Origin of the sequence: Paenibacillus sp. H1-7 (genome assembly GCF_022354825.1) — a bacterium.
Lineage (GTDB): Bacteria > Bacillota > Bacilli > Paenibacillales > NBRC-103111 > Paenibacillus_S.
In genome coordinates, this window is the sequence record NZ_CP031168.1 from 915,467 (window position 1) to 941,497 (window position 26,031).

27 protein-coding genes are annotated in these 26,031 nt (G+C 52.7%); 20 read left to right on the forward strand and 7 right to left on the reverse strand.

Annotated features, from left to right (window positions below):
- Positions 1-1,451: 1,451 nt before the first annotated feature.
- A complete protein-coding gene (locus tag DVH26_RS04345) occupies positions 1,452-2,288 on the reverse strand; it encodes an undecaprenyl-diphosphate phosphatase (RefSeq protein ID WP_239631491.1) in 837 nt (278 codons plus the stop codon).
- A gap of 344 nt (positions 2,289-2,632) precedes the next feature.
- Between DVH26_RS04345 and DVH26_RS04350 the strand changes: the two genes are divergently transcribed.
- The 10 genes from DVH26_RS04350 (at position 2,633) to DVH26_RS04395 (ending at position 12,670) form a co-directional block, all read left to right on the forward strand.
- Positions 2,633-3,925, forward strand: coding sequence for an NCS2 family permease (locus DVH26_RS04350; RefSeq protein ID WP_239631494.1), 1,293 nt, complete (start codon positions 2,633-2,635; stop codon positions 3,923-3,925).
- A 182-nt stretch (positions 3,926-4,107) separates the two neighbouring features.
- A complete protein-coding gene (locus DVH26_RS04355; protein ID WP_239631496.1) occupies positions 4,108-4,545 on the forward strand; it encodes a hypothetical protein in 438 nt (145 codons plus the stop codon).
- A 360-nt stretch (positions 4,546-4,905) separates the two neighbouring features.
- Positions 4,906-6,105, forward strand: coding sequence for a glucose-1-phosphate adenylyltransferase (locus DVH26_RS04360; RefSeq protein WP_239631498.1), 1,200 nt, complete (start codon positions 4,906-4,908; stop codon positions 6,103-6,105).
- 56 nt (positions 6,106-6,161) lie between these two features.
- The gene (locus DVH26_RS04365; RefSeq protein WP_239631500.1) at positions 6,162-6,812 is read left to right on the forward strand and encodes a hypothetical protein; all 651 of its coding nucleotides are present in this window, start codon (positions 6,162-6,164) and stop codon (positions 6,810-6,812) included.
- A gap of 215 nt (positions 6,813-7,027) precedes the next feature.
- A complete protein-coding gene (locus DVH26_RS04370) occupies positions 7,028-7,588 on the forward strand; it encodes a TetR/AcrR family transcriptional regulator (RefSeq protein ID WP_239631502.1) in 561 nt (186 codons plus the stop codon).
- 848 nt (positions 7,589-8,436) lie between these two features.
- Complete coding sequence (locus DVH26_RS04375; RefSeq protein WP_239631504.1) at positions 8,437-8,868, forward strand: helical membrane plugin domain-containing protein; 432 nt, start codon at positions 8,437-8,439, stop codon at positions 8,866-8,868.
- A gap of 31 nt (positions 8,869-8,899) precedes the next feature.
- Positions 8,900-10,078 (forward strand): NAD(P)/FAD-dependent oxidoreductase, encoded by a 1,179-nt coding sequence (locus tag DVH26_RS04380; protein ID WP_239631506.1) that lies wholly within the window; start codon positions 8,900-8,902, stop codon positions 10,076-10,078.
- A gap of 147 nt (positions 10,079-10,225) precedes the next feature.
- The gene (locus DVH26_RS04385) at positions 10,226-10,651 is read left to right on the forward strand and encodes a MarR family winged helix-turn-helix transcriptional regulator (protein ID WP_239631508.1); all 426 of its coding nucleotides are present in this window, start codon (positions 10,226-10,228) and stop codon (positions 10,649-10,651) included.
- 70 nt (positions 10,652-10,721) lie between these two features.
- The gene (locus DVH26_RS04390; protein ID WP_239631510.1) at positions 10,722-11,996 is read left to right on the forward strand and encodes an MFS transporter; all 1,275 of its coding nucleotides are present in this window, start codon (positions 10,722-10,724) and stop codon (positions 11,994-11,996) included.
- Positions 11,997-12,169: 173 nt separating this feature from the next.
- A complete protein-coding gene (locus DVH26_RS04395) occupies positions 12,170-12,670 on the forward strand; it encodes a GNAT family N-acetyltransferase (RefSeq protein WP_239631512.1) in 501 nt (166 codons plus the stop codon).
- Between the two features lie 432 nt (positions 12,671-13,102).
- Here the strand turns inward: DVH26_RS04395 and DVH26_RS04400 are convergent, their stop codons facing one another.
- Positions 13,103-13,696 (reverse strand): AAA family ATPase, encoded by a 594-nt coding sequence (locus DVH26_RS04400; RefSeq protein ID WP_239631515.1) that lies wholly within the window; start codon positions 13,694-13,696, stop codon positions 13,103-13,105.
- Positions 13,697-13,984: 288 nt separating this feature from the next.
- On the reverse strand, positions 13,985-14,143 hold the full coding sequence (locus DVH26_RS04405; protein WP_239631517.1) for a hypothetical protein: 159 nt from the start codon (positions 14,141-14,143) through the stop codon (positions 13,985-13,987).
- A 641-nt stretch (positions 14,144-14,784) separates the two neighbouring features.
- Here DVH26_RS04405 and DVH26_RS04410 point away from each other — a divergent pair.
- The 6 genes from DVH26_RS04410 (at position 14,785) to DVH26_RS04435 (ending at position 18,497) form a co-directional block, all read left to right on the forward strand.
- The gene (locus DVH26_RS04410) at positions 14,785-15,240 is read left to right on the forward strand and encodes a DUF948 domain-containing protein (protein WP_239631519.1); all 456 of its coding nucleotides are present in this window, start codon (positions 14,785-14,787) and stop codon (positions 15,238-15,240) included.
- A gap of 92 nt (positions 15,241-15,332) precedes the next feature.
- The gene (locus DVH26_RS04415; protein ID WP_239631521.1) at positions 15,333-15,668 is read left to right on the forward strand and encodes an STAS domain-containing protein; all 336 of its coding nucleotides are present in this window, start codon (positions 15,333-15,335) and stop codon (positions 15,666-15,668) included.
- A 19-nt stretch (positions 15,669-15,687) separates the two neighbouring features.
- Positions 15,688-16,137 (forward strand): anti-sigma B factor RsbW, encoded by a 450-nt coding sequence (gene rsbW / locus DVH26_RS04420; RefSeq protein ID WP_239631523.1) that lies wholly within the window; start codon positions 15,688-15,690, stop codon positions 16,135-16,137.
- Positions 16,134-16,910, forward strand: coding sequence for a sigma-70 family RNA polymerase sigma factor (locus tag DVH26_RS04425; RefSeq protein WP_239631526.1), 777 nt, complete (start codon positions 16,134-16,136; stop codon positions 16,908-16,910). The genes rsbW and DVH26_RS04425 overlap by 4 nt, the downstream gene beginning before the upstream one ends.
- 116 nt (positions 16,911-17,026) lie before the next feature.
- Positions 17,027-17,980, forward strand: coding sequence for a magnesium transporter CorA family protein (locus DVH26_RS04430; protein ID WP_239631528.1), 954 nt, complete (start codon positions 17,027-17,029; stop codon positions 17,978-17,980).
- 187 nt (positions 17,981-18,167) lie between these two features.
- Positions 18,168-18,497: a hypothetical protein gene (locus DVH26_RS04435; protein WP_239631531.1), complete on the forward strand. Its 330-nt coding sequence runs from the start codon at positions 18,168-18,170 to the stop codon at positions 18,495-18,497.
- Between the two features lie 133 nt (positions 18,498-18,630).
- On the opposite strand, the gene DVH26_RS04440 is transcribed toward DVH26_RS04435, so the two are convergent.
- Positions 18,631-19,587 (reverse strand): helix-turn-helix domain-containing protein, encoded by a 957-nt coding sequence (locus tag DVH26_RS04440; RefSeq protein ID WP_239631533.1) that lies wholly within the window; start codon positions 19,585-19,587, stop codon positions 18,631-18,633.
- A gap of 226 nt (positions 19,588-19,813) precedes the next feature.
- Here DVH26_RS04440 and kdgD point away from each other — a divergent pair, with 226 nt between their 5' ends.
- The 3 genes from kdgD (at position 19,814) to gucD (ending at position 23,403) form a co-directional block, all read left to right on the forward strand.
- The gene (kdgD, locus tag DVH26_RS04445; RefSeq protein WP_239631537.1) at positions 19,814-20,752 is read left to right on the forward strand and encodes a 5-dehydro-4-deoxyglucarate dehydratase; all 939 of its coding nucleotides are present in this window, start codon (positions 19,814-19,816) and stop codon (positions 20,750-20,752) included.
- 169 nt (positions 20,753-20,921) lie between these two features.
- Entirely contained in the window at positions 20,922-21,932 is a 1,011-nt protein-coding gene (locus DVH26_RS04450) for a mannonate dehydratase (protein ID WP_239631539.1), read from the forward strand.
- 16 nt (positions 21,933-21,948) lie between these two features.
- Positions 21,949-23,403, forward strand: coding sequence for an alpha-ketoglutaric semialdehyde dehydrogenase GucD (gene gucD, locus DVH26_RS04455; protein WP_239631542.1), 1,455 nt, complete (start codon positions 21,949-21,951; stop codon positions 23,401-23,403).
- 103 nt (positions 23,404-23,506) lie between these two features.
- On the opposite strand, the gene DVH26_RS04460 is transcribed toward gucD, so the two are convergent.
- The 3 genes from DVH26_RS04460 to DVH26_RS04470 all read right to left on the reverse strand — a co-directional run bounded on the left by DVH26_RS04460 (position 23,507) and on the right by DVH26_RS04470 (position 24,924).
- A complete protein-coding gene (locus DVH26_RS04460) occupies positions 23,507-23,926 on the reverse strand; it encodes a YtxH domain-containing protein (protein WP_239631545.1) in 420 nt (139 codons plus the stop codon).
- A 231-nt stretch (positions 23,927-24,157) separates the two neighbouring features.
- Positions 24,158-24,418: a GlsB/YeaQ/YmgE family stress response membrane protein gene (locus DVH26_RS04465; RefSeq protein WP_239631547.1), complete on the reverse strand. Its 261-nt coding sequence runs from the start codon at positions 24,416-24,418 to the stop codon at positions 24,158-24,160.
- Between the two features lie 125 nt (positions 24,419-24,543).
- A complete protein-coding gene (locus DVH26_RS04470) occupies positions 24,544-24,924 on the reverse strand; it encodes a glyoxalase superfamily protein (RefSeq protein ID WP_239631549.1) in 381 nt (126 codons plus the stop codon).
- 203 nt (positions 24,925-25,127) lie between these two features.
- Between DVH26_RS04470 and DVH26_RS04475 the strand changes: the two genes are divergently transcribed.
- Positions 25,128-25,955, forward strand: a complete 828-nt coding sequence (locus tag DVH26_RS04475; RefSeq protein ID WP_239631551.1) for a GNAT family N-acetyltransferase — start codon at positions 25,128-25,130, stop codon at positions 25,953-25,955.
- Positions 25,956-26,031 lie beyond the last annotated feature (76 nt).

Consider the following 26,031-nt stretch of genomic DNA (forward strand, 5'->3'; position numbering starts at 1 on the left):
GAGAAATGGATTGTCTGAGCTAGAGTAGTGACGGGGAGAGTATGAGTGGAAGGCTTGAAATTGAGGCGGGGATAGCTCGGAGTAGTGGATTGTCTGAGCTGGAGTAGTGACGGGGAGAGTATGAGTGGAAGGCTTGGAATTGAGGTGGGGATAGCTCGGAATAATGGATTGTCTGGGCTGGAGTAGTGACGGGGAGAGGATGAGTGGAATGTTTGAAATTGAGGTGGGGATAGCTCGGAGAAATGGATTGTCTGAGCTGGAGTAGTGACGGGGAGAGTATGAGTGGAAGGCTTGAAATTGAGGCGGGGATAGCTCGGAATAATGGATTGTCTGGGCATCAGAACATATAGCAGAGGGTAGAACATATTATGAAGTTTTTCCGAAGCACAAGTACAGGAGTCGACGGGTAAAACGGGTCATGGTGTGAAGCGGTTCAGACTTACGGTGCATTAAAGTAGCAATAAAAGGAACAGAGTTTCGTTGTATAAAACTATCGCGTATCCAGAGTACAGACCACCGTGCATCCCAGCACTAGAAGGAACGGAGAATCGGAACATGAGATCCTCTGAGCTCCGAAGCATTCGAACACAATGTATAGGAGCAACGAGGTTACGAAGTAAGAAGCTACGGGTCATCGGAACTGAGTTTGGCAGCGCGCACCAATCATCTTAAACAGCTCGCTGCAGCTCTGACCTGCATGAAGTTGTCAAAAAAAGCTCCAGATTCCGGGAGTCAACGATTCCGGCAGGCTTGCGGACCGTAGATCCGTTATTGCTCGAAATAAGGGGCAAAATGAGAGCCTTGCGGACACAGGGTACGTTATTGTCCCTCTTTGCCTCATTTTCTCGCCTGATTTCGGCGAATAAGGGCTCCTGAGTCCGATACCATGCCGGAAACGGCGGTTTTTGGCGGAATAACGGATCTGGTGTCCGATCCCTGAACCCGACGCTCGGTCCGCGATGCCCTGATCCCGACCTATGGAACCAGACCAGTAACGACGACCCATGAATCCGGAACCGCGAATTCGAACCGGACCCGGCTGGACACGAACCTGGCTGGACACGAACCCGAACCCGACCCGAACCCGACCCGAACCCGACCCGAACCCGACCTGAACCCGGCTGGACCCGAACCCGAACCGAACCCGACCTGGACCCGAACCCGCCCCCGGACCCGACCCGTAACGACGACCCGTGAATCCGGACCCGCGAATTCGAACCGTACCCGGCTAGAATCGAACCCGCCCCGCCCCCGAACCAAACCGATCCCGAACTCCGGTAGCGCCTCTCTGGGCACGAATTAAGACAATTCACGGCGGTCGATCCGACCGTAATAATCAAGTACAAGCAAAGGGCTGCTCCTGAGCGGACGAGCCCCTCCCAGCTCCACCAGGATGCAACCTGTCTGGAGCAAGGAGGAGCCGTCCTATTCAGGAGACAGCCCTTTTTGTTTTAGAAGAAAATAATATAGATGACCAGTGCGAGAACAATACGGTAAATAGCGAATGGTATGAGCTTGATTCTATTAATGAGCTTAAGGAAGAAACGAATGGAAATCAGGGCGAATATGAAGGAGCTGATAAAGCCGGCGATAAAAAACGGCAGCGCATCGAGCGTGAAATACTCCCAGTTCTTGAGCAGCGACAGGGCGCTCGCTCCGAACATGATCGGAACCGCCATGATGAACGTGAAATCGGCTGCGGCACGGTGGCTCAAGCCTAGCAGCACCCCGCCTGAGATCGTCGAGCCGGAACGGGAAAATCCAGGCCACAAGGAAAGGCATTGAAACAGGCCGATCGCCAGCGCTTGCTTGTACGTAATCTGGTCCGCCGTCTCCACCGTCGGCCGCTTCGGTCCGAATTTATCGGCCACAATCATCAGGATGGCGCCGATCACGAGGCCAATCAGTACCGTGGCTGACGAGAACAGGTGGTCGTCGATATAATCGTCGAACAGTACGCCGAGCACGCCCGCAGGGATTAATCCGACAATCACCTGCGACAGCTTCAACCGCTGCGTTCTCCGGCCTGCTCCGCTAGCATTTTGCATGCGTTTCAATCCTAACAGGTCCAGGAAACGGTCTTTAAAAATAATAATAACGGCCAGTATCGAGCCAAGCTGGATGACGATTTTGAATGTATTGGCAACATATTTGGTCAAAAATTGCTCCGACTGCAGCCACATGTCGTCGACGATAACCATGTGACCGGTAGACGAGACGGGAGCGAACTCGGTGAGTCCTTCTACGATACCTAAAATAATGGCTTTTAAAATTGTTAGAAAATCCATCTTGGTTAAGTTTCTCTCCTTATTTTCTATGGTATGTGAAACAACAGGTGCTAGGGCCGCAGGATGCCGCAGACACCCATACACATTGTAATCACTATTGGCGCGTCATACAAGCATCAAGATTCGATTGGCAATCATCTCCGAGCATGGGACGGCCTTAAGCAAGCCGCTCTACTGCTTACGCAGTCCTACAATAGACGAATCCTCATTCCGAAAACCCTCGCTGTCGGTTACCCCTCCTCCACGTATACAAAAGCTTCCAATGTGCAATATAACGTATAGTTCGGCAATAGGAGCGAGCCATAGCCTGCCTGCAGTCCGTTTCTAGGAAAGAAGGTACGAGAATGAGTGATCAACCTGATGGGATGAAAGAAGGCTCACTGACGGTTACCGTCAAAAAAGAGATTTTAGCCGGCGCGGTCTCCTTTTTTACGATTGTCTATATTATTGCGGTCAATGCTTCGATATTGGAGGACGCCGGTATTCCGCTGGAAGCCGGCATTATGGCAACGGTGCTGACTTCTTTCGCGGGCTGCCTGCTCATGGGGCTGTGGGCCGACGCACCGATTATTCTCGTACCCGGAATGGGAATCAACGCGCTGTTCACTTTTACGATCGTTCAGACGATGGGGCTGACTTGGCAGGAGGCGCTGGGGGCCGTTTTCGTGTCCGGGCTGCTGTTCGCGCTGGTAGCCTTTACTTCACTTGCTCATACGATTACCGTTTCCATCCCCGACTCGCTGAAGGAAGCGACAACGGTGGGGATCGGGCTGTTTCTTACTTTTATCGGCTTGCAAAAAGGCGGAATTGTCGTCGGAAGCGAGACAACGTTCGTAGCGATTGGAAGCCTGGGGTCGCCCCACACGCTGCTTACTCTTGTAACGCTGGTTATCGCACTCGTCCTGTTTATACGGAACGTTACCGGCAACTTTCTTATCACGATTGCGGCGGGCACCTTGTTAGCGATCGGTTTTGGACAGGCGGACATCAGCTCTTTGGCAGGCGCAAAGTTCACATTGCAGCCTTATTTGTCCGTGGTGGGAGGATTGTCGTTCGGCAAAATAACTACGATCAGCTTCTGGATCGCTTCCTTTACGTTGGCGCTGGTTATCGTATTTGAAAATATCGGCATGGTTCACAGCCATTTGCGAATGGTCGGCGAGCCTGACAAATTCCGGCGCGCGCTGCAGGCCAACGCGATTTCCGTCATAACCGCCGGTATATTCGGTACGAGCCCCACGGTCTCTACGGTAGAAAGCGCGGCGGGCATTACGGCAGGAGGAAGAACCGGACTTACCGCGGTGACGACCGGGATGCTGTTTCTCGTTGCGATGTTCTGCATTCCCGTTATCAAGCTTATCCCGGACAGTGCGGTGGCGCCGGTGCTGATCATTGTCGGCGGGCTCATGATCGCAGGCATCCAGCGGATCAACTTCAAGCAGTTTTCCGAGGGCTTTCCGGCGTTCCTCATCGTGGCGTTAATTCCGCTAACCTACAGTATTGTCGACGGCATGGCATTCGGTTTTATCGCCTATGTCATTTTGCGGATCGCGCTCGGCAAGGCAAAGCAGGTATCGCTGCCGCTGTATTTGATTGCGGCGCTGTTTCTTGTTAATTTTATTTTCCATGCCGTGTAGAAGTAAGGGTGCAGCAGCGATGAGCCCACTCCTGCTTGCCGGATGGAGGCGTGCCCGGCCGATCCGGGCTTTTTTCGAATTCATAGATTCCAAGGCTCATTCCGCAACCAAACCGGCCGTTCCTTCGTTTAAACCCTTAGGCAAATGGAAAAAGATAGGGAAACAAGGGAGGAGCCATACTTATGCTAGTAGCGACACATATGCTCGCCGCATCGGCGATTTATAAATTGTCCTCCGTCCGGCAATTACCCGGCAAAACCGCTATTGCGGCCGTACCCGCCGTACTCGCATTATCTTTCGCCTCTCACTTCGCATTGGATGCGGTGCCTCACCACGAAATGCAGATGACGGGCAATGTGCTGGTCGGGCTCGCGGTGATCGTTTTTTTGTGCCGGGTCGCGTGGCGGGATAAGGACCTTCTGCTGCTGGCAGCGGCCTTCCTGGGCGCGCTGCCCGACGCGATGTGGGTGCTGAAGATCAGTCCGGCGTACGACGCCATCCATTCCGCGCTTCATTTCAGCGGAGTCCGCGTACCGTTCTATGCGCTGATCATAGAGTTCATAGGTATGGCCGTGCTGCTCGTCATCAACAGCAAGCGCCCGGGAAGCAGAACGGCCTGAACCTACCGGGCCATCAGCATGTTTAAGCTTGTCCCGGCTGCGCTGCCTGTCGACGCCGCTGCAGATCGGCGAAGCGCGTTCGTCGAGTCGAGCTCGACCCAGGGCGAGAGCGCAAATTAACACAACAGAAGAGCCTTCCAATCGTGAATCGCGAATTGGGAGGTTTTTTTGCATGTCCAAAAACATGTTAAGCCTGTGCTCGATTTCACATGCATATCCAGAGTGAAATCAATTTTACTGACCATACTAATCGAGGGATCTGTGATCGAAATGCTTTGTTTCAACAACAACCCCTTCGTGTAATCAATAGTATGAGGTCGTTAGCCTACATAACAAAAAGAAAGGTTTGGTGATGACGGGATGACACAAAAGCAATGTGTAGCTATGCTGCTCGCCGGAGGGGAAGGGCGCAGGCTCGGAATTTTGACGCATAACAAAGCAAAGCCGGCCGTTCATTTTGGAGGCTCGGCCCGCATGATCGATTTTGCGCTCAGCAACTGCCGCCATTCCTGCCTGGATACGATCGGGGTAGTGACACAGTACCGGCCGGAAGCGCTGCACCATCACATCGGACTCGGCTCTGCATGGCTGGAGCACGCCGGGCGGGGAGAGGTTGCACTGCTGTCATCCCGCCAAGCACATGTCGGGGCATCGGGGTACGCCGGAACGGCCGACGCCATTTTCCGCAATCGGCCTTTTATCGAGAAGCATCATCCGGAGACCGTGCTTATTCTTTCCGGAGATCATATATATCATATGGATTACCGCAAGCTGGTGGAGAGCCATTTGCAGTCGGGAGCCGACGCAACGATCGCCGTCACTCCGGTGCCTATGTCGGAAGCGAGCCGTTTTGGCATCATGAAGACGGATGGCGGAGGACGGATTACCGAATTTACGGAAAAGCCCGAGGTTCCTGCCAGCAACTTGGCTTCGATGGGCATTTATATATTCAATACGGCGTATTTATTAAAGCAGCTGGAGCAGGATGCGGAGGACGAGACATCGTGCCATGATTTCGGCAAAAATGTGATTCCGTCCATGCTGGCCCAAGGTGCGAACCTGCACGCCTATGAGTTTGCGGGGTACTGGAAGGATGTCGGGACGATTGACAGCTTGTGGGAGGCGCATATGGATTTGCTGGGAGACGAGCCGCAGTTTGCGCTGAGCCCTTCCGCTTGGCCTCTTCTTAGCTCCAGAGGGGCTGCCGGGGCAAAATATATCGATGGCGCCGAGCGCCTGCGCAGCTCCATCGTTGGCGATGACTGCCTGCTCCATGGACAGGTAGAGCGTTCCGTCATTTCTTCGGGAGTGACCGTCGGCAAAGGAAGCCGGGTCACCGACAGCATCGTCATGCCCGGAGCGCAGATCGGAGACGGAGTGACCCTCCATCGCGCGATCATCGGCGAAGGGGCGATCGTACGAGACGGCTTCACGCTCGGATCGCTAAGCGGAGGGCCGATTGCGGTCGTCGGGGACCGGGAGGTCGTAGGCATGAAAAGCGAGAAAATGCCCAAAATTTTCATCCCCGCCAAGCAGCTGCAGGCGGAGCTTATCGGGTAACGGAAGCATGAGCGTGTTTTTGGATCCTAACACCATCTTATGGAGGGGGAAGGAGCATGAACAAAGAATCATGGATGTTATCGATAGGAGTTGTTATTTTATGGGCTGGCATCGGGGTTGTTCATACGGCACAGGAAGAAACCGTCTTGGCGATGAATTTGCCGGTGGAATCGTATGAGACTAGTGCTTTGGTGAGTAGCGAAGAGCCGGGGGAGCGAGCCGTCGCAATAGCTGCGGAAGCACCCTCTTCATTGTCTGCTGCCGGACTTGTGGATCGTGAGTCGGATTCGGACGCGGGCGCCGATACCGATGCATTGATGCCGCCGCTATTGTTTCACACCGTGAACGGTGTTGCCTTAACGGACGATTTGAAGACGGTGTACGAGATGAAGGGACAGCCCTCGGCAATTGTACAGGATGAGATCATTAAGAACATCAAAACCTATCAATTTGACGATTGCAGCATTACGATGATCGACGGAGCGATCGAATACGTTGTCGTTCCCGGTACGGCGAGTCGGATCGATATTGACGGGCAGCTCATTCCGCTAAACCTTGCCAGCATCAAGAAAAAGCTTGGAACGCCCTACTTCGTCAGCGAGGACGGAATCGTCTACCGAAACGGGACCAATGCGTTGAAAATTTATATCGATCCGGCCAGTAATAAACTGATGTCGGTGCATTATTTTCACACCACTTCGCAATAAGAGCAGACTCGGTTTCTGATGACGGGGGACCGGGTTTTTCTTCGTTCTCAGGACGCTGCTGCTGAAAAAAGATATCCTAGAGGCTTATCTTATGTCACTTGATAAAAAGGGAGTGCTCGGTTTATACTTTGAATAGGTATTGGTAATTGATCGATCAATAAAATCACGTGTAGATTCCGGGAAGTTTTCAACGATAGGAAGGAGAATGAATCGCTATGGCCAGACCACCCGTACAAAAAAAAAGCAAGCCAGATAGTCCGCTGCTAGCTTCCCGCAGGGAGGAAATATTGGAAGCGGCGGTCCAGGTTTTTGCGGACTACGGTTATTACAGTACAACGACTGCGCAAATCGCCGAAAAGGTCGGCATCTCTCAGCCTTATGTATTCAAGCTGTTCAAGAATAAGGAGGAGCTGTTCATCGTCGCGCTTGACCGTGCGTTCGAACGGACGCTTGCCAGCTTTACACAGGTGCATGCTCCTCCCGATCGGCTTGTGTTAGAGATGATCCGCGTCTATGAGCAGCTGATGGAGACGCACCATCACGAGATCGTCCTGCAGGTGCAGGCGCAGGGGATCCGGGACGAGCCGATCCGCCAGGCGACTCGCGAAGGGCTGAGCAAAGTTCGCAACATGGTGTTGGAGCGGTTTCGGGAAGCGGGCGTTTCTGATCCGGAGGTAGAGGTTAGCACGTTTTTGGCCAACGGGATGCTCTGCCATGTCGCCGCGGTCATGGATATGCCGGAATTGAAGCCTAAGCATAAAAAGCCGTTGGGCTGATTGCGGGGCAGAAGCGCAGCGCCCTTGACATAATCGACAGCCATGCGGAGGCCTAAAGGCGCTCGATGCATAGGGCGACAGCTGAGCAGAGTGGATGCGCGCTCATGACATAGTCGACTTCCGAGCGGAGGCATATAGCGCCAGAGGCATGGCATCGACGACGGGCAAGCAGAGTCATAGGTCACCTGAAGCAGAGCGACGGCTGTGTAAAGTTGTAGAGTGCCCGAGGTGTTCGTGCGATTGCAATGGGAGCTGCTGTAGGAGCGAGGATTTTGTATGCGCCTGGCCGCGTTATTAACGCGGGCGGGAATCAATGTCACCCTGGCCGTCGGAGTTGAAAGGCCTTGATGGCGCCTTTGCCACGCTACAGGGGAGTCTCTACGATACGCTTAGCCGGATTTACGAAGAAGCCGACCGGCACAGTTTCTCCCGGTGCATAGCTCAAAAATAGAGAATATCGAACAATGATTCGGATTAGTCCGATCATTGTTTGTTTTTTTGCCTAGAAAGCCGCTTGAATTTGGAAGCAATTCGGTCCTACTCTAAGAAAAGCTGTCCTAAAAACGGTAAATCAACCAAAAACGTTCTCAGATTGTTCACAATTGTCGAAAATTGCTTTTTTCTAATTGGTGAAGGAGGAGTATAATAGAAGCTACATAGGATTCCGTTTGTCACCTGTTCTATGCGCAAGGATATGTGGGATACTCTTTCCCGCACTTGTGAAAAAAGTTACATTTGGGCTGATACCCAATGATTCATAAATCTCTTTGGGACGGAAAAGCTAAACATGGAACAGGTAAACAGACACTGGCGGTTTTCTATCTCAAAGTAAAGGAGGACGTTTTCTTATGTCAGAAGCAACACAAACGATCACTCGGGAAACACGGGAAACCATCGATGTACTCGACCAACTGATGAAGCCTGAGGTACAGCAATCGCTCACGATTCTGGTTGAAAACCTGCCTAAATTAGCGGAGCTGGTTACGATTCTTACCAAAACCTATGATGTCGTCCAAAATGTGGTGACGGACCAAGTACTGATCGACGATATCAAAGGCGGTATGGAAGAATTCGTTAAGCCGATTTCGGATAGTGCCAAAGGCATCGCTTCGGCAGCTATCGAGGCTAACGACCGTGTTCAAACGGCTCAAACGACTTCGATCGGATTGTTCGGTATTCTTAGAATGCTGAAAGACCCTCAGGTTCAAAAGATGCTTCAGGTATCCCAAGCGTTCCTGGATGTTATGGCTGAGCGTCGCGAACAAAAAGAACAGCACTAATTAGCGGATCGACATAGAACGGAGGATTACAATGTCCAAGCAAATATTAATTCTAGGCGGCGGCTACGGCGGATTGTTGACTGCTTTGACGGCGCGTAAATACATGAACGCGGAAGAAGCGACGATTACGGTTGTCAACCGCTTCCCTACGCATCAAATCATTACAGAGCTTCACCGTCTGGCTGCAGGCAATTTGGCTGAGAAAGCGGTAGCTCTTCCTTTGGAAAAGCTGCTTCGCGGCAAAGACGTGAACCTGGTTATCGATACAGTAGAAACGATTCGTCCGGACCAAAAAAACGTGCTGCTGAAAAGCGGCAAAACGTTCGAATACGACGTGCTTGTCGTTGCTCTCGGCAGCGAAACGGCATTCTTCGGCATTCCTGGCTTGCAGGAAAACAGCTTCATTCTGAAATCTGCGGATGATGCGAACCGTCTGCGCGCTCATGTAGAAGCTCGTATCGACGCGTACAGCAAAACCAAAGACAAAGCCGATGCAACCTTCGTTGTAGGCGGCGGCGGTTTGACAGGTATCGAGCTCGTGGGCGAATTCGCCGATATGCTTCCTGGCCTGTGCCGCAGCAAAGGGATCGATTTCAACGAAATTTCCCTGTACTGTGTAGAAGCAGGTCCTTCCATCCTGGCTGGCTTTGCTCCAGAATTGGTTGAGCGTGCTCAAACGAGCCTTGAAAAACGCGGCGTCAAATTCCTGACCGGCGTAGCGATTACAGAAATGTCGGAAACTACGGTTTCCTTGAAAGACGGCAGTGCCATCGATACGAACACACTGGTTTGGACAGGCGGAGTTCAAGGCAACTCGGTTGTTGCGAACTGTGGTATCGAAGTCAACCGCGGCCGTGCAACGGTTACGGAATTCATGCAATCGACATCGCATCCGGATGTGTTCCTTGCCGGCGACAGCGCGGTAGTTATGGGCAAAGAAGGCCGTCCATATCCTCCAACCGCACAATTGGCTTGGCAAATGGGCGAAACGGTCGGCTACAACATCTTCGCTTATTTCAACAACGGACCTAAGCAAGAGTTCACTCCTGTGTTCTCCGGTACGCTTGCGAGCCTTGGCCGCAAAGACGGGATCGGAACGATCGGTGCGAACCAAACCCGCTTGAAAGGCTTGCCTGCGACTTTGATGAAAGAAGCGAGCAACATGCGTTACCTGTCTCACATCAACGGTCTTTTCACATTGGCTTACTAAAAAATCCAGTCTTGCTTCGATATTCGGAGCAAGGCTTTTTTTTTCAAATTGGTGTGGAAACTTATTTTTGATAACCTGTTGACACGAGTCACTATCGTCGGATATATTAGTTGTACATACAAAATAAGAGAAAAGGAGGTTCCGGACATGAACGATAGCTTCCTTCACGATTGTTTGTTTTTCACTGCCAACCGGCTGGGGCGGGCCATTACGAAGATGGCGGAAGAGGAATTCGCACCTACCGGATTAACGCCTATGTACGGCTATCTTATCCGTCTCGTCAACGGGGCGCCGGGTATTTCGCAGAAAGAGCTGTCCAAGAAGCTGTCGATTACACCTTCAACCTTGACCCGATTTATCGACAAACTGGAAGGTAAGCAGCTCGTGGAACGGAAAGGGCAGGGGAAAACCGTGCACGTCTATCCGACGCCTAAGGGAGAACAATTGGAAGAGACAATCCGGGCGGCATCGAAACGGCTGCATCAGCGATATGAGACGATATTGGGATCGGACTTCGCCAAGCAGCTGGGGATTAACATCGAGTCGGCAAGCGAGCAGCTGGAGAAGAATTAATGCTGTTCTTCTTTCATAACTATTGTATGTACAAACAAAATATAATGGTGGAAAGTGGAGTGATCAGGTTATGAATGCACAAGGTGCAAAGTCGAAATTGTATTACGGATGGATTGTCGTCCTTATTACCTTTGTCACTCTGCTCGTTTCCGCAGGGATTCGTTCCATGCCGAGCATTTTGATGCTGCCATTTGAAAAAGAATTCGGATGGAACCGCGGAGGCATATCCGCCGTCATTTCGGTCGGTATTTTTTTATACGGGCTCACGGGGCCTTTCTCGGCGGCGCTGCTGGAGAAATTCGGGATTCGAAGGATCGTGGCCGCATCCTTGTTCGTCCTTGCTGCAAGTCTGGCACTAACTCCGATGATGACCTCTTTATGGCAGTTCGAGCTTTTGTGGGGCGTCGTTTCGGGGCTGGCCACAGGGATGATGGCGAACGTACTGGGCGTTACGGTGACGAATCACTGGTTCGTTCAGCGGAGAGGTCTGGTAGTGGGGCTGCTTACCGCCAGTGCCGCGACCGGCCAATTGCTGTTCTTGCCGCTGCTAGCCAAAATTATGGTGGAAGCGGGTTGGAGATTTTCCATTTATACCGCCGTTGCCGTCCTGCTCGTTATGTTTGTCGTGGTCTTGCTATGGATGCGGGATCATCCGTATGACGTGGGGCTGGCGCCGTACGGAACGGAGGAGATAGTGGAGCCGAAGAAGTTCCAGGGGAGCATTTTTTTGACACCTCTTCAAGCTCTGCGCAGCGCACTAAGTAACAAGACGTTTTGGCTGCTGGCGGGCACGTTCTTCTTTTGCGGCTTCTCCACCAATGGCCTGATCGGCACTCACCTGATACCGGCCTGTGGCGACTTCGGAATACCGGAAGTGATGGCAGCCGGCCTGCTGGCGCTCATGGGGCTGTTCGATCTCGTCGGCACGACCATGTCCGGCTGGCTGAGCGACCGGTTCGATAGCCGCAAGCTGCTGTTCTGGTATTACGGACTGCGCGGCGTTTCGCTGCTGTTCCTGCCGTATGCTTTGTCCGCAGGGCCGACGGAGCTGCTTGTTTTCAGCATCTTCTATGGCTTGGACTGGATTGCGACGGTGCCTCCGACCGTGAAGCTGGCTTCGCTGGAATTCGGCAAAGAGAAAGCGGGCATGATCTTCGGCTGGGTTGTCGTAGCTCACCAGATCGGAGCTTCGGCTGCGGCGTACGGTGCAGGCATGATGAGAGAATGGTTCGGCTCATACAGCATTCCGTTTATCGGAGCGGGCTTCGTCTGCTTCTTTGCCGCCCTCATGGCATTGAGCATCGTCAAAAAGACAGGTCAAGGCGCCCAGCCTGCCCAAGCTTGATGAGTGCTTTACACAGACGATGGCGTCTGCGGTTTGCAGCTGGCCGTTGATGGTGCGCGGAAGATAACCGTCCCTTTCAATGTTCGATTATAAACGAAAGTTTCCCTTAACGGCCTCGTGCTTTTCGAGTTATGATGAGTACAAATGGCTCGACTAAAAGGGAGGACGTCACAATGATTGAAATCAGGCGGATGACTTCTGACGATATCGACATGGTGTATCGAGTGTTTAACGAATTTGAAATTCGCAAACCGAGGGACTATGTGGCAAGATGCTGGGATGAAAACGAGCGCGATATTAGAACGACGCTGCTTGCTTTTTATGACGGGGCTTTTGCGGGGAGTCTGCACTTGCTTGTCACCTCGCATTACCCTCCCTTTACGGAGCAGGGCATCCCTGAAATCAACGATTTCAATGTGATCCCGCCTTTGCGGAAAAAGGGGATCGGCAGCACCCTGATGGAAGCTGTGGAGCAGCTGGCCTTGGACCGTTACGGGATCGTAGGCATAGGAGTCGGCCTGTATGACAGCTACGGCAGCGCGCAGCGAATGTATGTCAAACGGGGCTATATTCCGGACGGTCGTGGCGTGATGTACAATCAGCAGCCTGTTGTGCCGGGAAGCGAAGTGCGCGCGGACGACGATTTGAATTTATATTTTACGAAGCAATCATAAGCTTCATGATGAAAGGGCCGCAAATTCTTAATGGGATTTGCGGCTTTTTTGCGTGGATGGGGGAACGTGGCGTTGGGTGATGCATGATCAGGGGCCGCAAGTGAGTACTCAATGCTCGATAGACTATAGTTAAGCATGTTGCCGTATGAAGTAATGTGGGACGGCGTTGTCTCGTAGTTCGCCATTTGGAGGGTAAGCGGACCGTAGATCCGCTATTTTGCATTATTGTGCCCAAAATCATCGATGATCGGACACAGGATCCGTTATATGCCTCTCGGAGGGCAATTTCCTGGCGAATTTCACCAAATAGCGGATTCTCTGTCCGATGGCATCAAGAAATGAGGTTATTTTGGCAAAATAGCGGAACCAGTGTCCGATAGGCGCGTCCCCCAACCCCTTGCAGCACGGATAACCCGTGTCTCAAAAAAAGCTCTAAAAACGGATATGCCGGAGCTGCGTTTTTACGCGGTCATACGCTTTTCTCATACGGCCCCGGGTATCCGGCTGCAGCTGCACTCCTGCCAAAGAGGCGATAGCGGCGGCATTGTCTTCCACTGACAGATTCTCCGTATCGAGATGATGGCGGAACACTTCGCTGGATAAACCGTCGAGGCACCGGTCAATCTGCTGTGCAGCCCAGGATTGCGGGCCTTCTCCTCTGCTGCGGAGCCTTTTTAATATCGTCTCCTTGGAAGCGCACAGCGCAAAATGGTGCACAACGACTCCGTCATTCCTCAAGGTGCCGACGATCTCCTCGAAATAAACCGGATTGACAACGGTCATAGGAACGATGACGGTCCCTTGATATTCCCGATGAATATAGGCCAGCATGGTGTAATTGATCTCGCGCCACATCGGGTAATTTTGAAAATCATTCTGGAGCATGGCTTCTTTGGGAAGATTTTTACGAATATAGTAGCCCGCGTGCTCCGGATCAAATACATAGGAATCGGGCAATCTTCGGTGCAGCTCGTGTGCGGTTTGCGTCTTGCCGGAGCCAAACGAACCGTTAATCCATAGGATCATAACCAAACCTCCGTCCAGCGGTTTCATATTATGCCTATCTTCCGGTATTTTTCCAATGATTTCAATACTTTCCCGCTGATAAAACGCTAATGAAAGACCGCAGCTTTTCCTCCACTAATGTATTGCTTCCTTCCTGCTATGACCGCTTTCGAAATTCGTTTCTCCTTCTCTCTACGATAATGATTCTTTACGCAAAAAAAGACCCCGTCCCGGAGGCCATCCGTCTTCGGAAAGCCGAGGAACAAGGGTCTGTATCAAGCAGGACAAGTCAGCCCGCCGGTCCGGCGATTAAAATTTCGGGAACACATATTTCACAATGAAGTATAGAAAGCCGAAGAAGATAACAATATATGCCGTGTATTTGATGAAAGTCGAGGCGACGAGTCCTTGATCGTACTTTTTCTCGATATTTTTTTTCTCGATGTCCACACTCTTTAACGGTTCCATAACGCATCGCTCCTTTACATCACAGATTGGATTGGGTGAAGCGCCGATGCCAACCATTACCCCCTCTGATATCGTGCTGAAACATGGTTTCACCCCCTCGCTTCGAGGGTAATAGCCCTTCAAGGAAGCAGCAAGACGGGATTTCGAATAATAAGCTTAAGTAAATGTTGATGTCACTAAATTTTAGTAACATGTATAGCTTGCTTTGCCAATGCTTAATGGGAGTAAGTTTTTTCTTTGAAAAACTTAGCCAAGCTTACGAAGTAAGTCAGGCTGTTGAGAAACCTGATTTCTCAGAAAATACTAAGGGGGTAAGTGGGGTATCTCCTGGAAGAGTGTTAGCGACCGCCTTTGTTTTCAGAAAATGCACCACTAGAATGCGATAAATTAAAGATTTTCTGAAAAACAACAGCGGCTGAGGAAGGTACCCCACCGGGATACCCTTACAGCTTTTTCCGTTCTACGGGTTTCTCAACAAGCTCGCTTACGAAGTAAGTTTTTCTACGAAAACCAGCTAATGCTTACGAAGTAAGTTTTTCTACGAAAAACTCAGCCAATGCTTACGAAGTAAGTTTTTTCGAAAACCAGCTAATGCTTACGAAGTAAGTTTTTCTACGAAAAACTCTTAGGAGGTAAAAACTATGATCATTGAAATTAGCGTAGCGGTAATAGCCTTAGCTTTCGTCGTGTTGGTAGCCTTCCTTATCGTCACTTTGCGCTCGATGTCGGCGCTGCTTGGCCAAACGAACAATACGATCCGGGAGCTGCAGTATGATTTGAAGGATTTGTCCAAGCAAGCGACGGATTTGCTGCAGCATACGAATGAGGTGACGGTCGACGTGCTGCATAAGCTGCAGTCTCTGGAGCCGACTTTTGACTCGGTGAAGCAGGTAGGGGAAGCGGTGGAGGAAATTACCTCCTCGGTGAAGCAGGCGTCGACGACCGTGGCGCACACGATCAAGACGAAAGTAACTGAAGAAGCCCGCAAGCCGCTCAACCAAAAAATAGCCGCAGCCCTGCAGCTGACGCCGATTGTAATGGATTTATGGCAGCAGCTCAAGCAGCGGCAGCAGCATGCAGCACCAACGGTCAAATAATCAAGGGCTGTTTCAGTTGCCGGGCAGCAGGGTAATGATACAATAAGGTTGTAATTAGGACATGGGAATGGTTGAAGGAGGAGTTAGTAAGGATGAATCGTCAGCATACGTTTGAGATAGAGAAACAGGTAACTTCTGATAGCAATATATTTTATCTGAAGGGTGAGCTCGATCTTTCCAAAGCGGCGGAGTTCCGCTCTGCGGCCGACCCGCTCGTAGCGGATACGCAACGGCAATTGGTGCTCAATTTGCGCGAGCTTGGATATATTGACAGTACGGGGATCGGCGTGATTTTGTCGCTGCTCAAAGCACGGCATGTACTGAAAGCGCCTATGCTCGTCGAAGAAGTGCCGGCCAAAATTAAACGATTGTTTGATATGACGGGCCTGACGCGCTTTATTGATGAAACAAAGAATATGGTGAACTAGAAAGGAAAGAAGAGAAGATATGAACTGGGAGAATCGTACAGTAAGTATGACGTTGCCTGCAGAAGCCGAATTTATCGATTTGGTACGGTTGACCCTCTACGGGATTTGTACGAAAATCGGTTTTACTTACGAGGAGATTGAGGATATGAAGGTCGCTGTGGCGGAAGCATGCAACAACGCTGTCGTCCACGCTTACGAGCCCGGGAATACAGGCACTATGGATATCCGCTTCGACATGCTCGATAACGGAATTCGCATTACGGTGAAGGACGAAGGAGCAAGCTTCGATTACGAAGAAAAAGCACAGCAGGCGAGCTCTCTCCACCAAAAGTCGCTGGAAGAAGCGAATATCGGAGGGCTGGGCATTTATTTGATGCAAGCGCTGATGGACGAAGTGGATGTGATGAGCGGGAGGGGAACCGAGGTCGTATTGACCAAACGTTTAAGTAAAAGCGAGGAAATGGTATGAAATTAAATTCAGAGAGACCGGCGTCCAATATCCACGCACTGATAGCTGAATATCAGGAAACGGGTTGTAACGAGGTGGCTACCACTTTGCTGCTGCAATTTGAACCGATGGTCAAGATGGCTGCGGGCAAAATGTCGCGCAACCGTCCGGACCTCTATGAAGATTTATACCAAGTGGGACAAATGTCCATGCTGAGGCTGTTCAAGCAATTCGATACGGAGCAGGGCGTCCAATTCGAAGCCTATATGATGAAGAGCATTATCGGCCATATGAAAAATTATTTGCGGGACAAGTCCTGGTATGTCCAGGTGCCGCGTCGGGTCAAGGAGAAAAGCGGCCGTATTCAAGGAGCGATCGACATGCTTACGGTTAAGCTGGAGCGATCCCCCAATGTGGAGGAGATTGCCGCGGAGGTGGAGTTGTCCGTAGAAGAAACGATCGAAATATTGGCAGGCCGCGAGTATTATCATTACGTTTCTTTGGACACGCCTTTGTCCACCGAGGAGAATGGGGCTACGATAGGCGATTTGCTCAGCGAGGATAAGGATGATTTCCAGCAGCTGGAGCGCAAGCTCGATTTGGAGGATGCATTGTCTCATCTGAAAACTCAAGAACAGCAGGTGCTGCACCTTGCCTATGTCGAAGGCCAGTCCCAGCGCACGATAGCGGAGCAGCTGAACGTTTCGCAGATGAGCGTATCGAGGATTCAGAAGCGGGCTATCGATAAGCTAAAAGTATATTTCACGGAGTCCAGGGAAATTTCGGATGCCTAGATGAGTGATGCCAAATGCACGTCCGAAAGGGCGTGTTTTTGTTGTTTGGCGGCGAGTGTATGGCGGATTTCAGAGTCCGATAAATACGGAAGCGGTAGCGGTAGGGAGGGATATCCATGACGATTCGACAGATCAGCATGCCTCAAGGCTGGACATGGCACGTTTGCGGCGAGCTGACGCCGATGGAGCGGGAGGAGCTGCGCGTCGATCATCCGCATTTTGTATACTGCCTGCAGCAGGACGACCTGCAGCGTCAGCAAAGCCCGCGCATCCGATCGCAGGAGGAAGGAAACGGCGCTCTGTACGGATCGCTGCTGTACGGCGGCATCCCGAGCCGGAAGGAGACCCGGGACGACCGGTTGTTTTTCTACGTGAACGGCGGGCATTTGTTCACCTCCCGGCTGCACTACGAGAAGATGGACGGGCTGGAGGAGAGCGAGCTGATCAAGAGGCTGCAGCGGTGCAATACGGCGGTGGAAGGGCTGTTCGCTCTTCTCGGCGAGCTTGCGATCGTATGCTTGAACGGGCTGGATCTCTTTGCGGAGCAGCTGACGGGGCTGGAGCAAGAAATGCGCGAATTCAACAATTCGCAGCTGCTCGACCAGCTGATAGAGCGGCAGTACGATCTCGTTCATTGGCAGCATCGGATCGTTCCGTTGGAGGAGCTGCTGATTGCAGCCAAGGAAGCTTTTTTACGGGAGCAGCTGGAGCAAATGGATGGCTACGTCACGACCGCCTTGCGCGTAGAACGGCTGATGATGCGGCTTGACCGTTATAACGATGAGGTCAGGTCGCTCTTGGCCATGGATGAAAATATCGCGTCGTACCGCGGCAATGAGATCATGAAGACGCTAACGGTTTTTACCGTTATTTGTACGCCTGCCACTGTCTTCGCCGCCTTGTGGGGAATGAACTTCGAGAATTTGCCGGGTGTCAAAAATCCCGTCGGCTACATTGTCTTAGGGATTCTCATTATATTGCTATCGGGTCTCATGTACGGATGGCTGCGATGGAAAGGGTGGACGGGCGATTTGATCCGGGGCAAGAAGAAAAACTCCAATATTGTGTGACGGACGGCATCTCCCGCTTGTTTCAAGCCCGGCTCCCGCGGGTAATCAACAGTATCTTCACCTACACGGTGAATAAGCACATCTCGGGAGGCGGCAAACGTCCCGCTCCGGGGCGCTAAAGGGGAAATCATCCGCCTGCGCGGGCAGGCTTGTCACCGGACAATTGAACAAAAAGGCGGTGTTTATCATGACAGTTAAGCACAGCATCCCATGCGAAGGAAGCGAAGTTTCGGTAAGGGAGACCGATAAGCAAACGTATCAGGTCACCATTCAGGCTCAAGTGAACCCTCTGGGAAAGGGGAATGTTTTGGAAACGTTCCCAAGCCTGGAAGAAGCGATACAAGCTGCAGAGCTGTTCTGTAAGCTGCATGCGGCCGCCAAACTGAAGGGCTACCATCTGGAGGAAGGGCATTTCGTCAAGCCGGACCGGCCGAGGCTACATGTAGGTCTGCTGCTCTATAAGAAGACGATGCCGGAGGAGCTGGTGCTCATTATCGAGGAAGCGGCCCGGCGATGATGCTTGAGGCGGATATGCAGGGCAAGAGGGATCGCCAAATCCAGCAATTATTGTTGAACAAAAAAACATCCGGCAGGTAAGGCTCCGATCCTTCGGGGCCTCCTGCCGGATTCTTTGCGTTGATGGGCTAACGTCACGTTTTCTGATGAGGCTTGACGAGAGTGCCCATAAAGTCGTTGATAAGCTTCGTATCGAGCTCCTTGCTCGCTATGCTTTTGCGGAATTTCCCGGGGGTGCTGTGAAGCGTATCGGTAAATACGCGGTGAAAATAATGAACCGTTTCGAAGCCGGTTTCCCGGGCAATATCCTCCATGCTCATATCCGTGTAAGCGAGCAGGTAGGACGCGCGTTTCAGCCGCTCGGTCCTCACCCAGGCGGGAAACGTTTGCTGCAGCTCGGTGCTCAGCAGGCGCGACAGCTGGCGTTCCGATACATGGATCGCATCCGCTACATCCTTGATGGCAAGCTTGCCGGACAGGTGGGTCTGGATGTAGTCCTTCGCTTTTTGCAGGGAGCCCGATAGCGGTACTTGATCCTCCGCAGCGTCCAGCGATGAATAGCTGCTGCGTTCGGCAAACAAAGACAGCGCCGTGATGAGCATGGAGTGGGCAAGCTGGCTGATGACCTCGGGATACGGCGCTTTGACTTCCGAGGCTTGGATGAGGATGGATTTCCATATAAGGACAGGAGCGGTTTCCTCGGCGTCCGGTATAAACAAATGATGATATTTCGTGATCGTTTCAAACATGCGGACAATGTCCGGAGCCGATTCCCCGTGAAGAATATCGAAGGCGACGAACAGGAGCAACATGCCGTCATCGCTCTGGATTTGATGCTGGCTACCCGGCTTCGAGCAGTAGAGCGTCCCTCTTTTCAGCGGATAAGTTATGCCGTTGTTGATATAAATTCCTTCGCCGTCGGCGACATAGCAAATTTCGAGAAACGAGTGGGAATGCATATCGTTGCCCAAATGCCGGGGCTTGCCGCCCCAGTAATGAACGAGGAAGGAAGCGGGCGGAGCGGCCAGCCGGGTCGCATGCTGATTGAGATACAGGTTGCTTTTTTGACAGGTCAGTGGCGTCGGAATCATGCCTTCCCCTCCTTATGGCTCCTGGAGCCGCGAACAATGGAACTATCGGTTAAGCTCCCTCCATTATAGCATAGCGATGCGGCAGTAGGGATGAGGCGGGTTTGCGGGGGAAATGTGCAAAAAGTCGGCGGCAATTTATAAAGACAGCACCGTGCCTTATTTCATACAATCAGAAGTATAAAGCGTTTTCTTAATAATAAGCTGATGAGAGGGCAGGGTGGATGGAATGAATAAGACGATTAACAATTTGGAAGGCATACTCGGATTTCCGATAACGCCATTTGACGAGAATAACAGGTTGGACGAGCAAGCATTGGCGGCCAACATCAACTTTTTGCTCCAATCGGGTCTGGATGCGATCTTTATTTGCGCAGGGTCGGGTGAGTTTCAATCGCTCAGCCGCAGCGAATACGAGACGATGATCGATATCGCCGTCTCTGCATCCAACGGCTCCGTTCCGGTATTCGCCGGTGTCGGCGGGAATATTCAGCATGCGCTGGAGCTTACGGAGATCGCTTCGGACCGCGGAGCCGACGGCATTCTGATTCTGCCTCCTTACTTGATCGTTCCCGAGCAGGAAGGGCTGTACCGCTATTACAAAACGATTGCCGAGCACACGGAGCTTCAAGCGATTTTGTACCAGCGGGATAATGCGGTATTTACCGTGCAGACCGTGGAAAGACTCGCTTCCATTCCGCAAATCATCGGGTTTAAAGACGGACACGGCAATATGGAATTGAACATTGAGCTCGTTCATACGATCGGCGACCGGCTGAACTGGATGAACGGCATGCCTTTCGCCGAGGTGACGATGCCTGCGTACAAAGGCTTGGGCTTCCGCTCGTATTCCTCCGCGATTTCGAACTATTTGCCTCACATTTCGAGAATGTACTACAATGCATTGGCTCAGGGCGACAAGTCGCTGCTCGACGTGCTGTACCGGGAAGTGATTCTGCCTATCAATCAGGTGAGAAAGCTTCGTAAGGGCTATGCCGTTTCCTTGATCAAGGCAGGCATGGAGATCGTCGGTCTTCCGATCGGAGGCAGGGTCCGTGCACCATTGGTGGAGGTAGAGAAGGAGCATTACGCCCAGCTGGAGAAGCTCGTTACTAGAGCCAACACGCTATTCCCGCCCAAGAGCCCGATAAGCAGCGAGCTGCGTTAAGCATCGGAGTATGCCAATAGAGCGGAGAAAACAGAGATAGCGGAAAAAGGTTGCGGCAACTACTCATTCACGTGACGTCTGCATCGGTGTCGGTTGGTCATCTATGGCTAGCGGGACAAAGGTTCGATGTTCGATGCAGACGGAGCGTTCACAGGAGGCTCTTCCATAGATGAAAGTATCGATTACGGTTCAAACGTGCGATTTGTCGGATAAAGATTTGCAGCAGATGGTTCAGCTTGGCGTGGATTGCGTGGATTTCGGCAAGGGAGGCTCGTTTCCGGGCGTTCAAGAGCAGGGCTACCCCGATTTGGACAAGCTGCTTCAGCTGAAGCGTCGTATCCGCTCCTGGGGGATGGATATCAACCGGGTGACGCTTCCCGATGTGACGGAAGATTTCATGCAGAACCGGCCCGGCGCCGAAAAGCAGCTCGAGAATATCGCTCAAGCGATGAAGGTGTTTGGCGAGGCGAAAATTCCTATTGCCCGCCAGCGCCTCGCAGGCGACGTGTTCGATCAGCTGTCGGAAAGCTATAAGGCGGTGCATCGGGGAGGGATGGTGTCCCGCGGGGAAACCGTTCGCCGCAGCGTTGCGCAGGAGCCGCCGTCATTGGAGCAGCTGGACCGGTGGTGGGAGAAGTTCAACGAGGTGTATTCGTTACTCGTTCCGATCGCGGACGAGTACGACATTAAGCTCGGGATGCATCCTTCGGATACGCCGCATCCGAATACGCCGTTCGGCGGCTTGGGTCTTCATCGGCTGATCGATGCGTATCCAAGCAAAAACGTAGGGCTGATTTATTGCGTAGGAAGCCGCGGAGAAGCCGGAGGCACGCCGCTTGTGCTGGATGAGATCCATCAATTTGGGCGCAAAGGCAGGATTTTCCTATGTCATTTCCGAAATGTTAGAGGAAGCCTGGCTACGGCCGGCGCCTTCGAGGAAGCAATGCTTGACGACGGGGATATGAACATGCCGCGTATTTTGCTGGAGCTCAAGAAAGTGCGGTTCGACGGATGCATCAATCCCGACCATATTGCTTTGATGGGGGATGCGCAGGCATCGGCGTCCAGCGGCAAATGGGCTCACTCCATCGGAGGATGGAAGAGCGACAATATCGGCTGGGCATATTCGATAGGCTACGTGAAGGCGCTGCTGGCGGCTATGGATGAATTTACAGGATAAGGAGAGATGTTGGGACATGACGGGACCACAGACATATCTTAACTATATTCAAGGGCAATGGAGCGCTGCATCCAGCGGCCGTACCGATGCGAGCCGCAATCCGGCTAACCGCAATCACATCATCGGGCATGTGCAATTATCCGAAGTCGAGGATCTGAACCAGGCTGCTGCTGCGGCCCAATCGGCAATGCCTGCATGGCGGCGGTTATCCGGCGCGGCGCGGGGCGAGTTTTTGTACAAAACCGCTGACGCTATCGCGCGAAGAATCGATGAGATTGCCGAGACGATGACGCTGGAAATGGGCAAAACGTTCGCGGAGGCCAAAGGCGAAACGGCGCGGGGCATCGCTATTTTGCGCTATTATGCCGGAGAAGGCATGCGCAAGCAGGGGGATGTCATTCCTTCCACGGACAGTGAGGCGCTCATGTTCACGACGCGGGTTCCGCTTGGGGTTGTCGGCGTCATTACGCCGTGGAACTTCCCGATCGCTATTCCGGTATGGAAGATGGCTCCGGCGCTCATTTACGGCAATACGGTCGTATTCAAGCCTGCGCAGGAAACGTCCATTACGGCTGCGAAGCTGGTGGAATGCTTTGCAGAAGCGGGCCTTCCTGCCGGTGTCATTAATATGGTAACCGGAGACGGAGCCGCTCTCGGCCAAGCGCTGGTGGAGCATCCTGCGGTCAACGGGATCACGTTCACAGGCTCCAACGCAACGGGCAAAAAGGTCGGACAAGCGGCTTTGTCCCGCGGAGCGAAGTACCAGCTGGAGATGGGCGGCAAAAATCCGATTATCGTTGCGGCCGATGCCGATCTCGATCAGGCGGTTGAGGCTACAATAAGCGGCGGATTGAAGTCGACCGGACAAAAGTGTACGGCAACAAGCCGCGTTATTGTAGAGCGCCCGGTATACGAGGCGTTCCGCGAAAAGCTGCTTGCGGCCATCCGAACGATTAAGGTAGGCGACGGCATGGAGGCCGGAACGTGGATGGGGCCATGCGCGAATGAGAAGCAGCTGGAGAAAGTGTTGGGCTACATTCAAAAAGGCGTTGACGAGGGAGCCACATTGCTGTGCGGCGGTCAAAGACCGGATGCTGCGGGGCTGGCGGACGGCTATTTCGTGGAGCCGACTGTGTTCGAGGGGACCACGGGAATGGCTATCGCCCAGGAAGAAATCTTCGGCCCGGTACTCGTGCTGCTGGCCGTTGATTCAATGGAAGAGGCATTGCAGATGGCAAATGACGTCGAATTCGGCCTGAGCGCTTCCTTGTACACCCGCGATATCGGCAACGCGCTTGCTTTCATCCGCGAGATGGACGCGGGACTCGTGCGCATCAACGCCGAAACCGCAGGCGTGGAGCTGCAGGCGCCGTTCGGCGGGATGAAGGAGTCGAGCTCCCACTCGCGCGAGCAGGGGCAAGCGGCGATCGAGTTTTTCACGGCGACGAAGACGGTATTCGTCAAGGCGTAATGGATACAAAGGGGATGTCCCTAGAAGCAGTGATTCTGCTCAAGGGACATCCCCTTTTTTGGTTGTCTCGCCGAGGCTTAAGCCGCCATCGCCAAGCCGGACTTTAGTCCGCGCGAGGAAACGGCTTTACGCGGTCGAGCGTTTCATGGGCGGCATCGGCTGTCTGCTCCGCCGCCTTGTGCGTGGTATCGGCGGCGCGGTCCGCCGCACGATGCACGGAAGCCGCTACCTCGTCAGCGGCCTTATGGGCGGAGCTGACGGCCTGCTCGGCGACCTGACGGGTCTTGTCGACGAGCTCCGAGCCTTGCTCGCTTACGGCATCCACCGTATCGGCCGCTTTGGTTTTGACCATTTCCAGCCATTCCTGGCCCTTAGATTGAAGGTTCTGGGCTTTGCTGACCAAATCCTCGCGCAGCTCGCGCCCGGATTTGGGGGCAAGCAAGAGAGCGATCAGCGCCCCCGCCGCCCCTCCGATAACTGTCCCTAACAGCAGGTCATTGCGTTTGCTTTCCGTCGCTTCCATTGTCATCAGCTCCTTTGTATAGTGTCTTGCATAAGCAATGTTTGAACTTCGCCAGGCCTGCAGCGTCAGCATCATGCCGTAAGAAAGGCTGTCCTCTTTTTTGGCGATGCGTCATTGCCTGTCCTAGCAAAGAGAATCCCTTTAGACGCTGTCCTCCTCATGTCAGACGAATCGGGGCACGCCTCTCGTTGTATTGGATACGTCGCCGCATGGCGGTGGTCTCCTTCCGTCTTAAGAAGGCTTGCCGTTCAATGTCCGCGACAGCAAGGTCAGCAGCAGAACGAAAATAACCGCTCCAATAATTGCCGGTACGACTGCGAAGCCTCCGATGATAGGACCCCATGTTCCTAACAGCAGGGCGCCGAGCCAAGCTCCGACGAAGCCTGCAATCATCGACCCGATAATGCCGCCCGGCATACCGCCCGGAGCGATAGCGGAACCGATAGCCCCGATGATAATCGCCATGATGATCGTTATCAGCAAGCTGATCATGGTCATCACGCTCCTTTCCATTGGGTTGTCTTGCATGATAATTAGTACCCGCATGGCGGAGGGGTGAAACAAGAAAAGCCCCTCCGGCCCATGAAGGGAGGAGAGGCGGTGAGCTGCAGCCTTGCTTAATTGACGTTCTCGTAAATAACAATCCGGTTGCCGGAAGGGTCGGTAAGCCGGATTTCCTTGCTTCCCCAAGGCGCCGTTTCCAGTCCCGGCCGGGCATACTTATATTGCTTGGCTAGAAGCCTGGAATGCAGAGCTTCGACGTGCGTAGTTTCAATCCGGATCGCAGCGCCCGGGCTGCAATCACCGAAATGCTCCGAAAGATGAAGGACGCAGCCTCCGCATGAAATTTGCATATAAAGCGGCAGCCCCTCCTCGAACCGGTGCTCCCAATCGAGCTGGAACTCCAGAAATTCCAAGTAAAACTGCTTGGTCTTATCGATGTCGAACATGCGCAGAATCGGTACGGCCGGCTTCATGTCCGGCGTGGTATTGTTCATGCGAGTCCCTCCAGATTATAGTAAAATGAAAAGATAGCTCTATCATATACTAGCCGTGGATGACATTCAAAGCTAACGATCGTTTGCAGAAAAAGCTAGAAAATAAAGGCTAGTCAATGTATAATTATTCATAATTATTTATAAATATTAATTATTCGATTGTTTGAAAAGTTTGATGAAATCCAAACGAGGTGATTCCATCTATGGGGAAAACAAGTATCAGGCTAATGCGGTCAAACGATCTGGAGCCATTGGGGGCGATTCAGCCGGAAGGGTGGAAGGATATCCGGGCGATGTTTGCCTACTATTTGACCTACCCGGCGTGTACTTCTATAGTAGCCGAGCAGGATGGACGGATCGTCGGCTCCGCCAACGGGACGTACTGGGGAGCGACCGGCTGGGTCGGACCGATCATAGTCGATCAGCGCGCGCGCGGACAAGGGATCGGCACTCTGCTAACCGAAGCCGTGATGGAGCAGCTTCATAAGCAGGGGTGTTCTACTCTGCTGCTCATTGCTACGGAGCTCGGGCAGCCCGTTTACGAGAAGCTCGGCTTCGCCGTGCAGGGGCGCTACTGCTTCATGAAGGGCGGATCCGAGCTGCTGCAAACGGTGAGGGAAGGTCCGGTCAGACCGCTGAGCCCGTCTGACCTCCCTGCAATCGAACGGCTGGACCGGGAAGCATCCGGGGAGGACCGCTCCAGTCTGCTTCGGAAGCTGCAGGCTTCCGGAGGTCTTGTTGTAACGGACGGGAACGACGGGGCCGTTCGCGGATACTTTTTGCGGAGTCCTTGGGGACTCGGTCCGATTGTCGCGGATTCTCCCGAAGCCGGATTCACTTTGCTCCAACGGGCCATGGCTATGGAAGGCCACAAGTCGGCGGCGTTTCATGAAGATAACACGGCGGCTGCCGAATATTTACTGCAAGCGGGCTTTACGATAAACACCTATGCTTCACGAATGGTGCTAGGCGAGTCTGTGGCGTGGAAGCCGCAAAACATTTTTGCTAGAATCAGCGGATCCTTCGGGTAAGAAGCACGGCCTTCGACAAGATGTTCACCCTGTCCGGTCTGTGATATAATGGGAATTGCCGTGATATATCACGATA

Coding starts and splice junctions, on each gene's coding strand:
- DVH26_RS04345 (WP_239631491.1), bottom strand. CDS start 2,288: ATGGATTTTCTAACAATTTTAAAAGCCATTATTTTAGGTATCGTAGAA.
- DVH26_RS04350 (WP_239631494.1), top strand. CDS start 2,633: ATGAGTGATCAACCTGATGGGATGAAAGAAGGCTCACTGACGGTTACC.
- DVH26_RS04355 (WP_239631496.1), top strand. CDS start 4,108: ATGCTAGTAGCGACACATATGCTCGCCGCATCGGCGATTTATAAATTG.
- DVH26_RS04360 (WP_239631498.1), top strand. CDS start 4,906: ATGACACAAAAGCAATGTGTAGCTATGCTGCTCGCCGGAGGGGAAGGG.
- DVH26_RS04365 (WP_239631500.1), top strand. CDS start 6,162: ATGAACAAAGAATCATGGATGTTATCGATAGGAGTTGTTATTTTATGG.
- DVH26_RS04370 (WP_239631502.1), top strand. CDS start 7,028: ATGGCCAGACCACCCGTACAAAAAAAAAGCAAGCCAGATAGTCCGCTG.
- DVH26_RS04375 (WP_239631504.1), top strand. CDS start 8,437: ATGTCAGAAGCAACACAAACGATCACTCGGGAAACACGGGAAACCATC.
- DVH26_RS04380 (WP_239631506.1), top strand. CDS start 8,900: ATGTCCAAGCAAATATTAATTCTAGGCGGCGGCTACGGCGGATTGTTG.
- DVH26_RS04385 (WP_239631508.1), top strand. CDS start 10,226: ATGAACGATAGCTTCCTTCACGATTGTTTGTTTTTCACTGCCAACCGG.
- DVH26_RS04390 (WP_239631510.1), top strand. CDS start 10,722: ATGAATGCACAAGGTGCAAAGTCGAAATTGTATTACGGATGGATTGTC.
- DVH26_RS04395 (WP_239631512.1), top strand. CDS start 12,170: ATGATTGAAATCAGGCGGATGACTTCTGACGATATCGACATGGTGTAT.
- DVH26_RS04400 (WP_239631515.1), bottom strand. CDS start 13,696: ATGATCCTATGGATTAACGGTTCGTTTGGCTCCGGCAAGACGCAAACC.
- DVH26_RS04405 (WP_239631517.1), bottom strand. CDS start 14,143: ATGGAACCGTTAAAGAGTGTGGACATCGAGAAAAAAAATATCGAGAAA.
- DVH26_RS04410 (WP_239631519.1), top strand. CDS start 14,785: ATGATCATTGAAATTAGCGTAGCGGTAATAGCCTTAGCTTTCGTCGTG.
- DVH26_RS04415 (WP_239631521.1), top strand. CDS start 15,333: ATGAATCGTCAGCATACGTTTGAGATAGAGAAACAGGTAACTTCTGAT.
- rsbW (WP_239631523.1), top strand. CDS start 15,688: ATGAACTGGGAGAATCGTACAGTAAGTATGACGTTGCCTGCAGAAGCC.
- DVH26_RS04425 (WP_239631526.1), top strand. CDS start 16,134: ATGAAATTAAATTCAGAGAGACCGGCGTCCAATATCCACGCACTGATA.
- DVH26_RS04430 (WP_239631528.1), top strand. CDS start 17,027: ATGACGATTCGACAGATCAGCATGCCTCAAGGCTGGACATGGCACGTT.
- DVH26_RS04435 (WP_239631531.1), top strand. CDS start 18,168: ATGACAGTTAAGCACAGCATCCCATGCGAAGGAAGCGAAGTTTCGGTA.
- DVH26_RS04440 (WP_239631533.1), bottom strand. CDS start 19,587: ATGATTCCGACGCCACTGACCTGTCAAAAAAGCAACCTGTATCTCAAT.
- kdgD (WP_239631537.1), top strand. CDS start 19,814: ATGAATAAGACGATTAACAATTTGGAAGGCATACTCGGATTTCCGATA.
- DVH26_RS04450 (WP_239631539.1), top strand. CDS start 20,922: ATGAAAGTATCGATTACGGTTCAAACGTGCGATTTGTCGGATAAAGAT.
- gucD (WP_239631542.1), top strand. CDS start 21,949: ATGACGGGACCACAGACATATCTTAACTATATTCAAGGGCAATGGAGC.
- DVH26_RS04460 (WP_239631545.1), bottom strand. CDS start 23,926: ATGGAAGCGACGGAAAGCAAACGCAATGACCTGCTGTTAGGGACAGTT.
- DVH26_RS04465 (WP_239631547.1), bottom strand. CDS start 24,418: ATGATCAGCTTGCTGATAACGATCATCATGGCGATTATCATCGGGGCT.
- DVH26_RS04470 (WP_239631549.1), bottom strand. CDS start 24,924: ATGAACAATACCACGCCGGACATGAAGCCGGCCGTACCGATTCTGCGC.
- DVH26_RS04475 (WP_239631551.1), top strand. CDS start 25,128: ATGGGGAAAACAAGTATCAGGCTAATGCGGTCAAACGATCTGGAGCCA.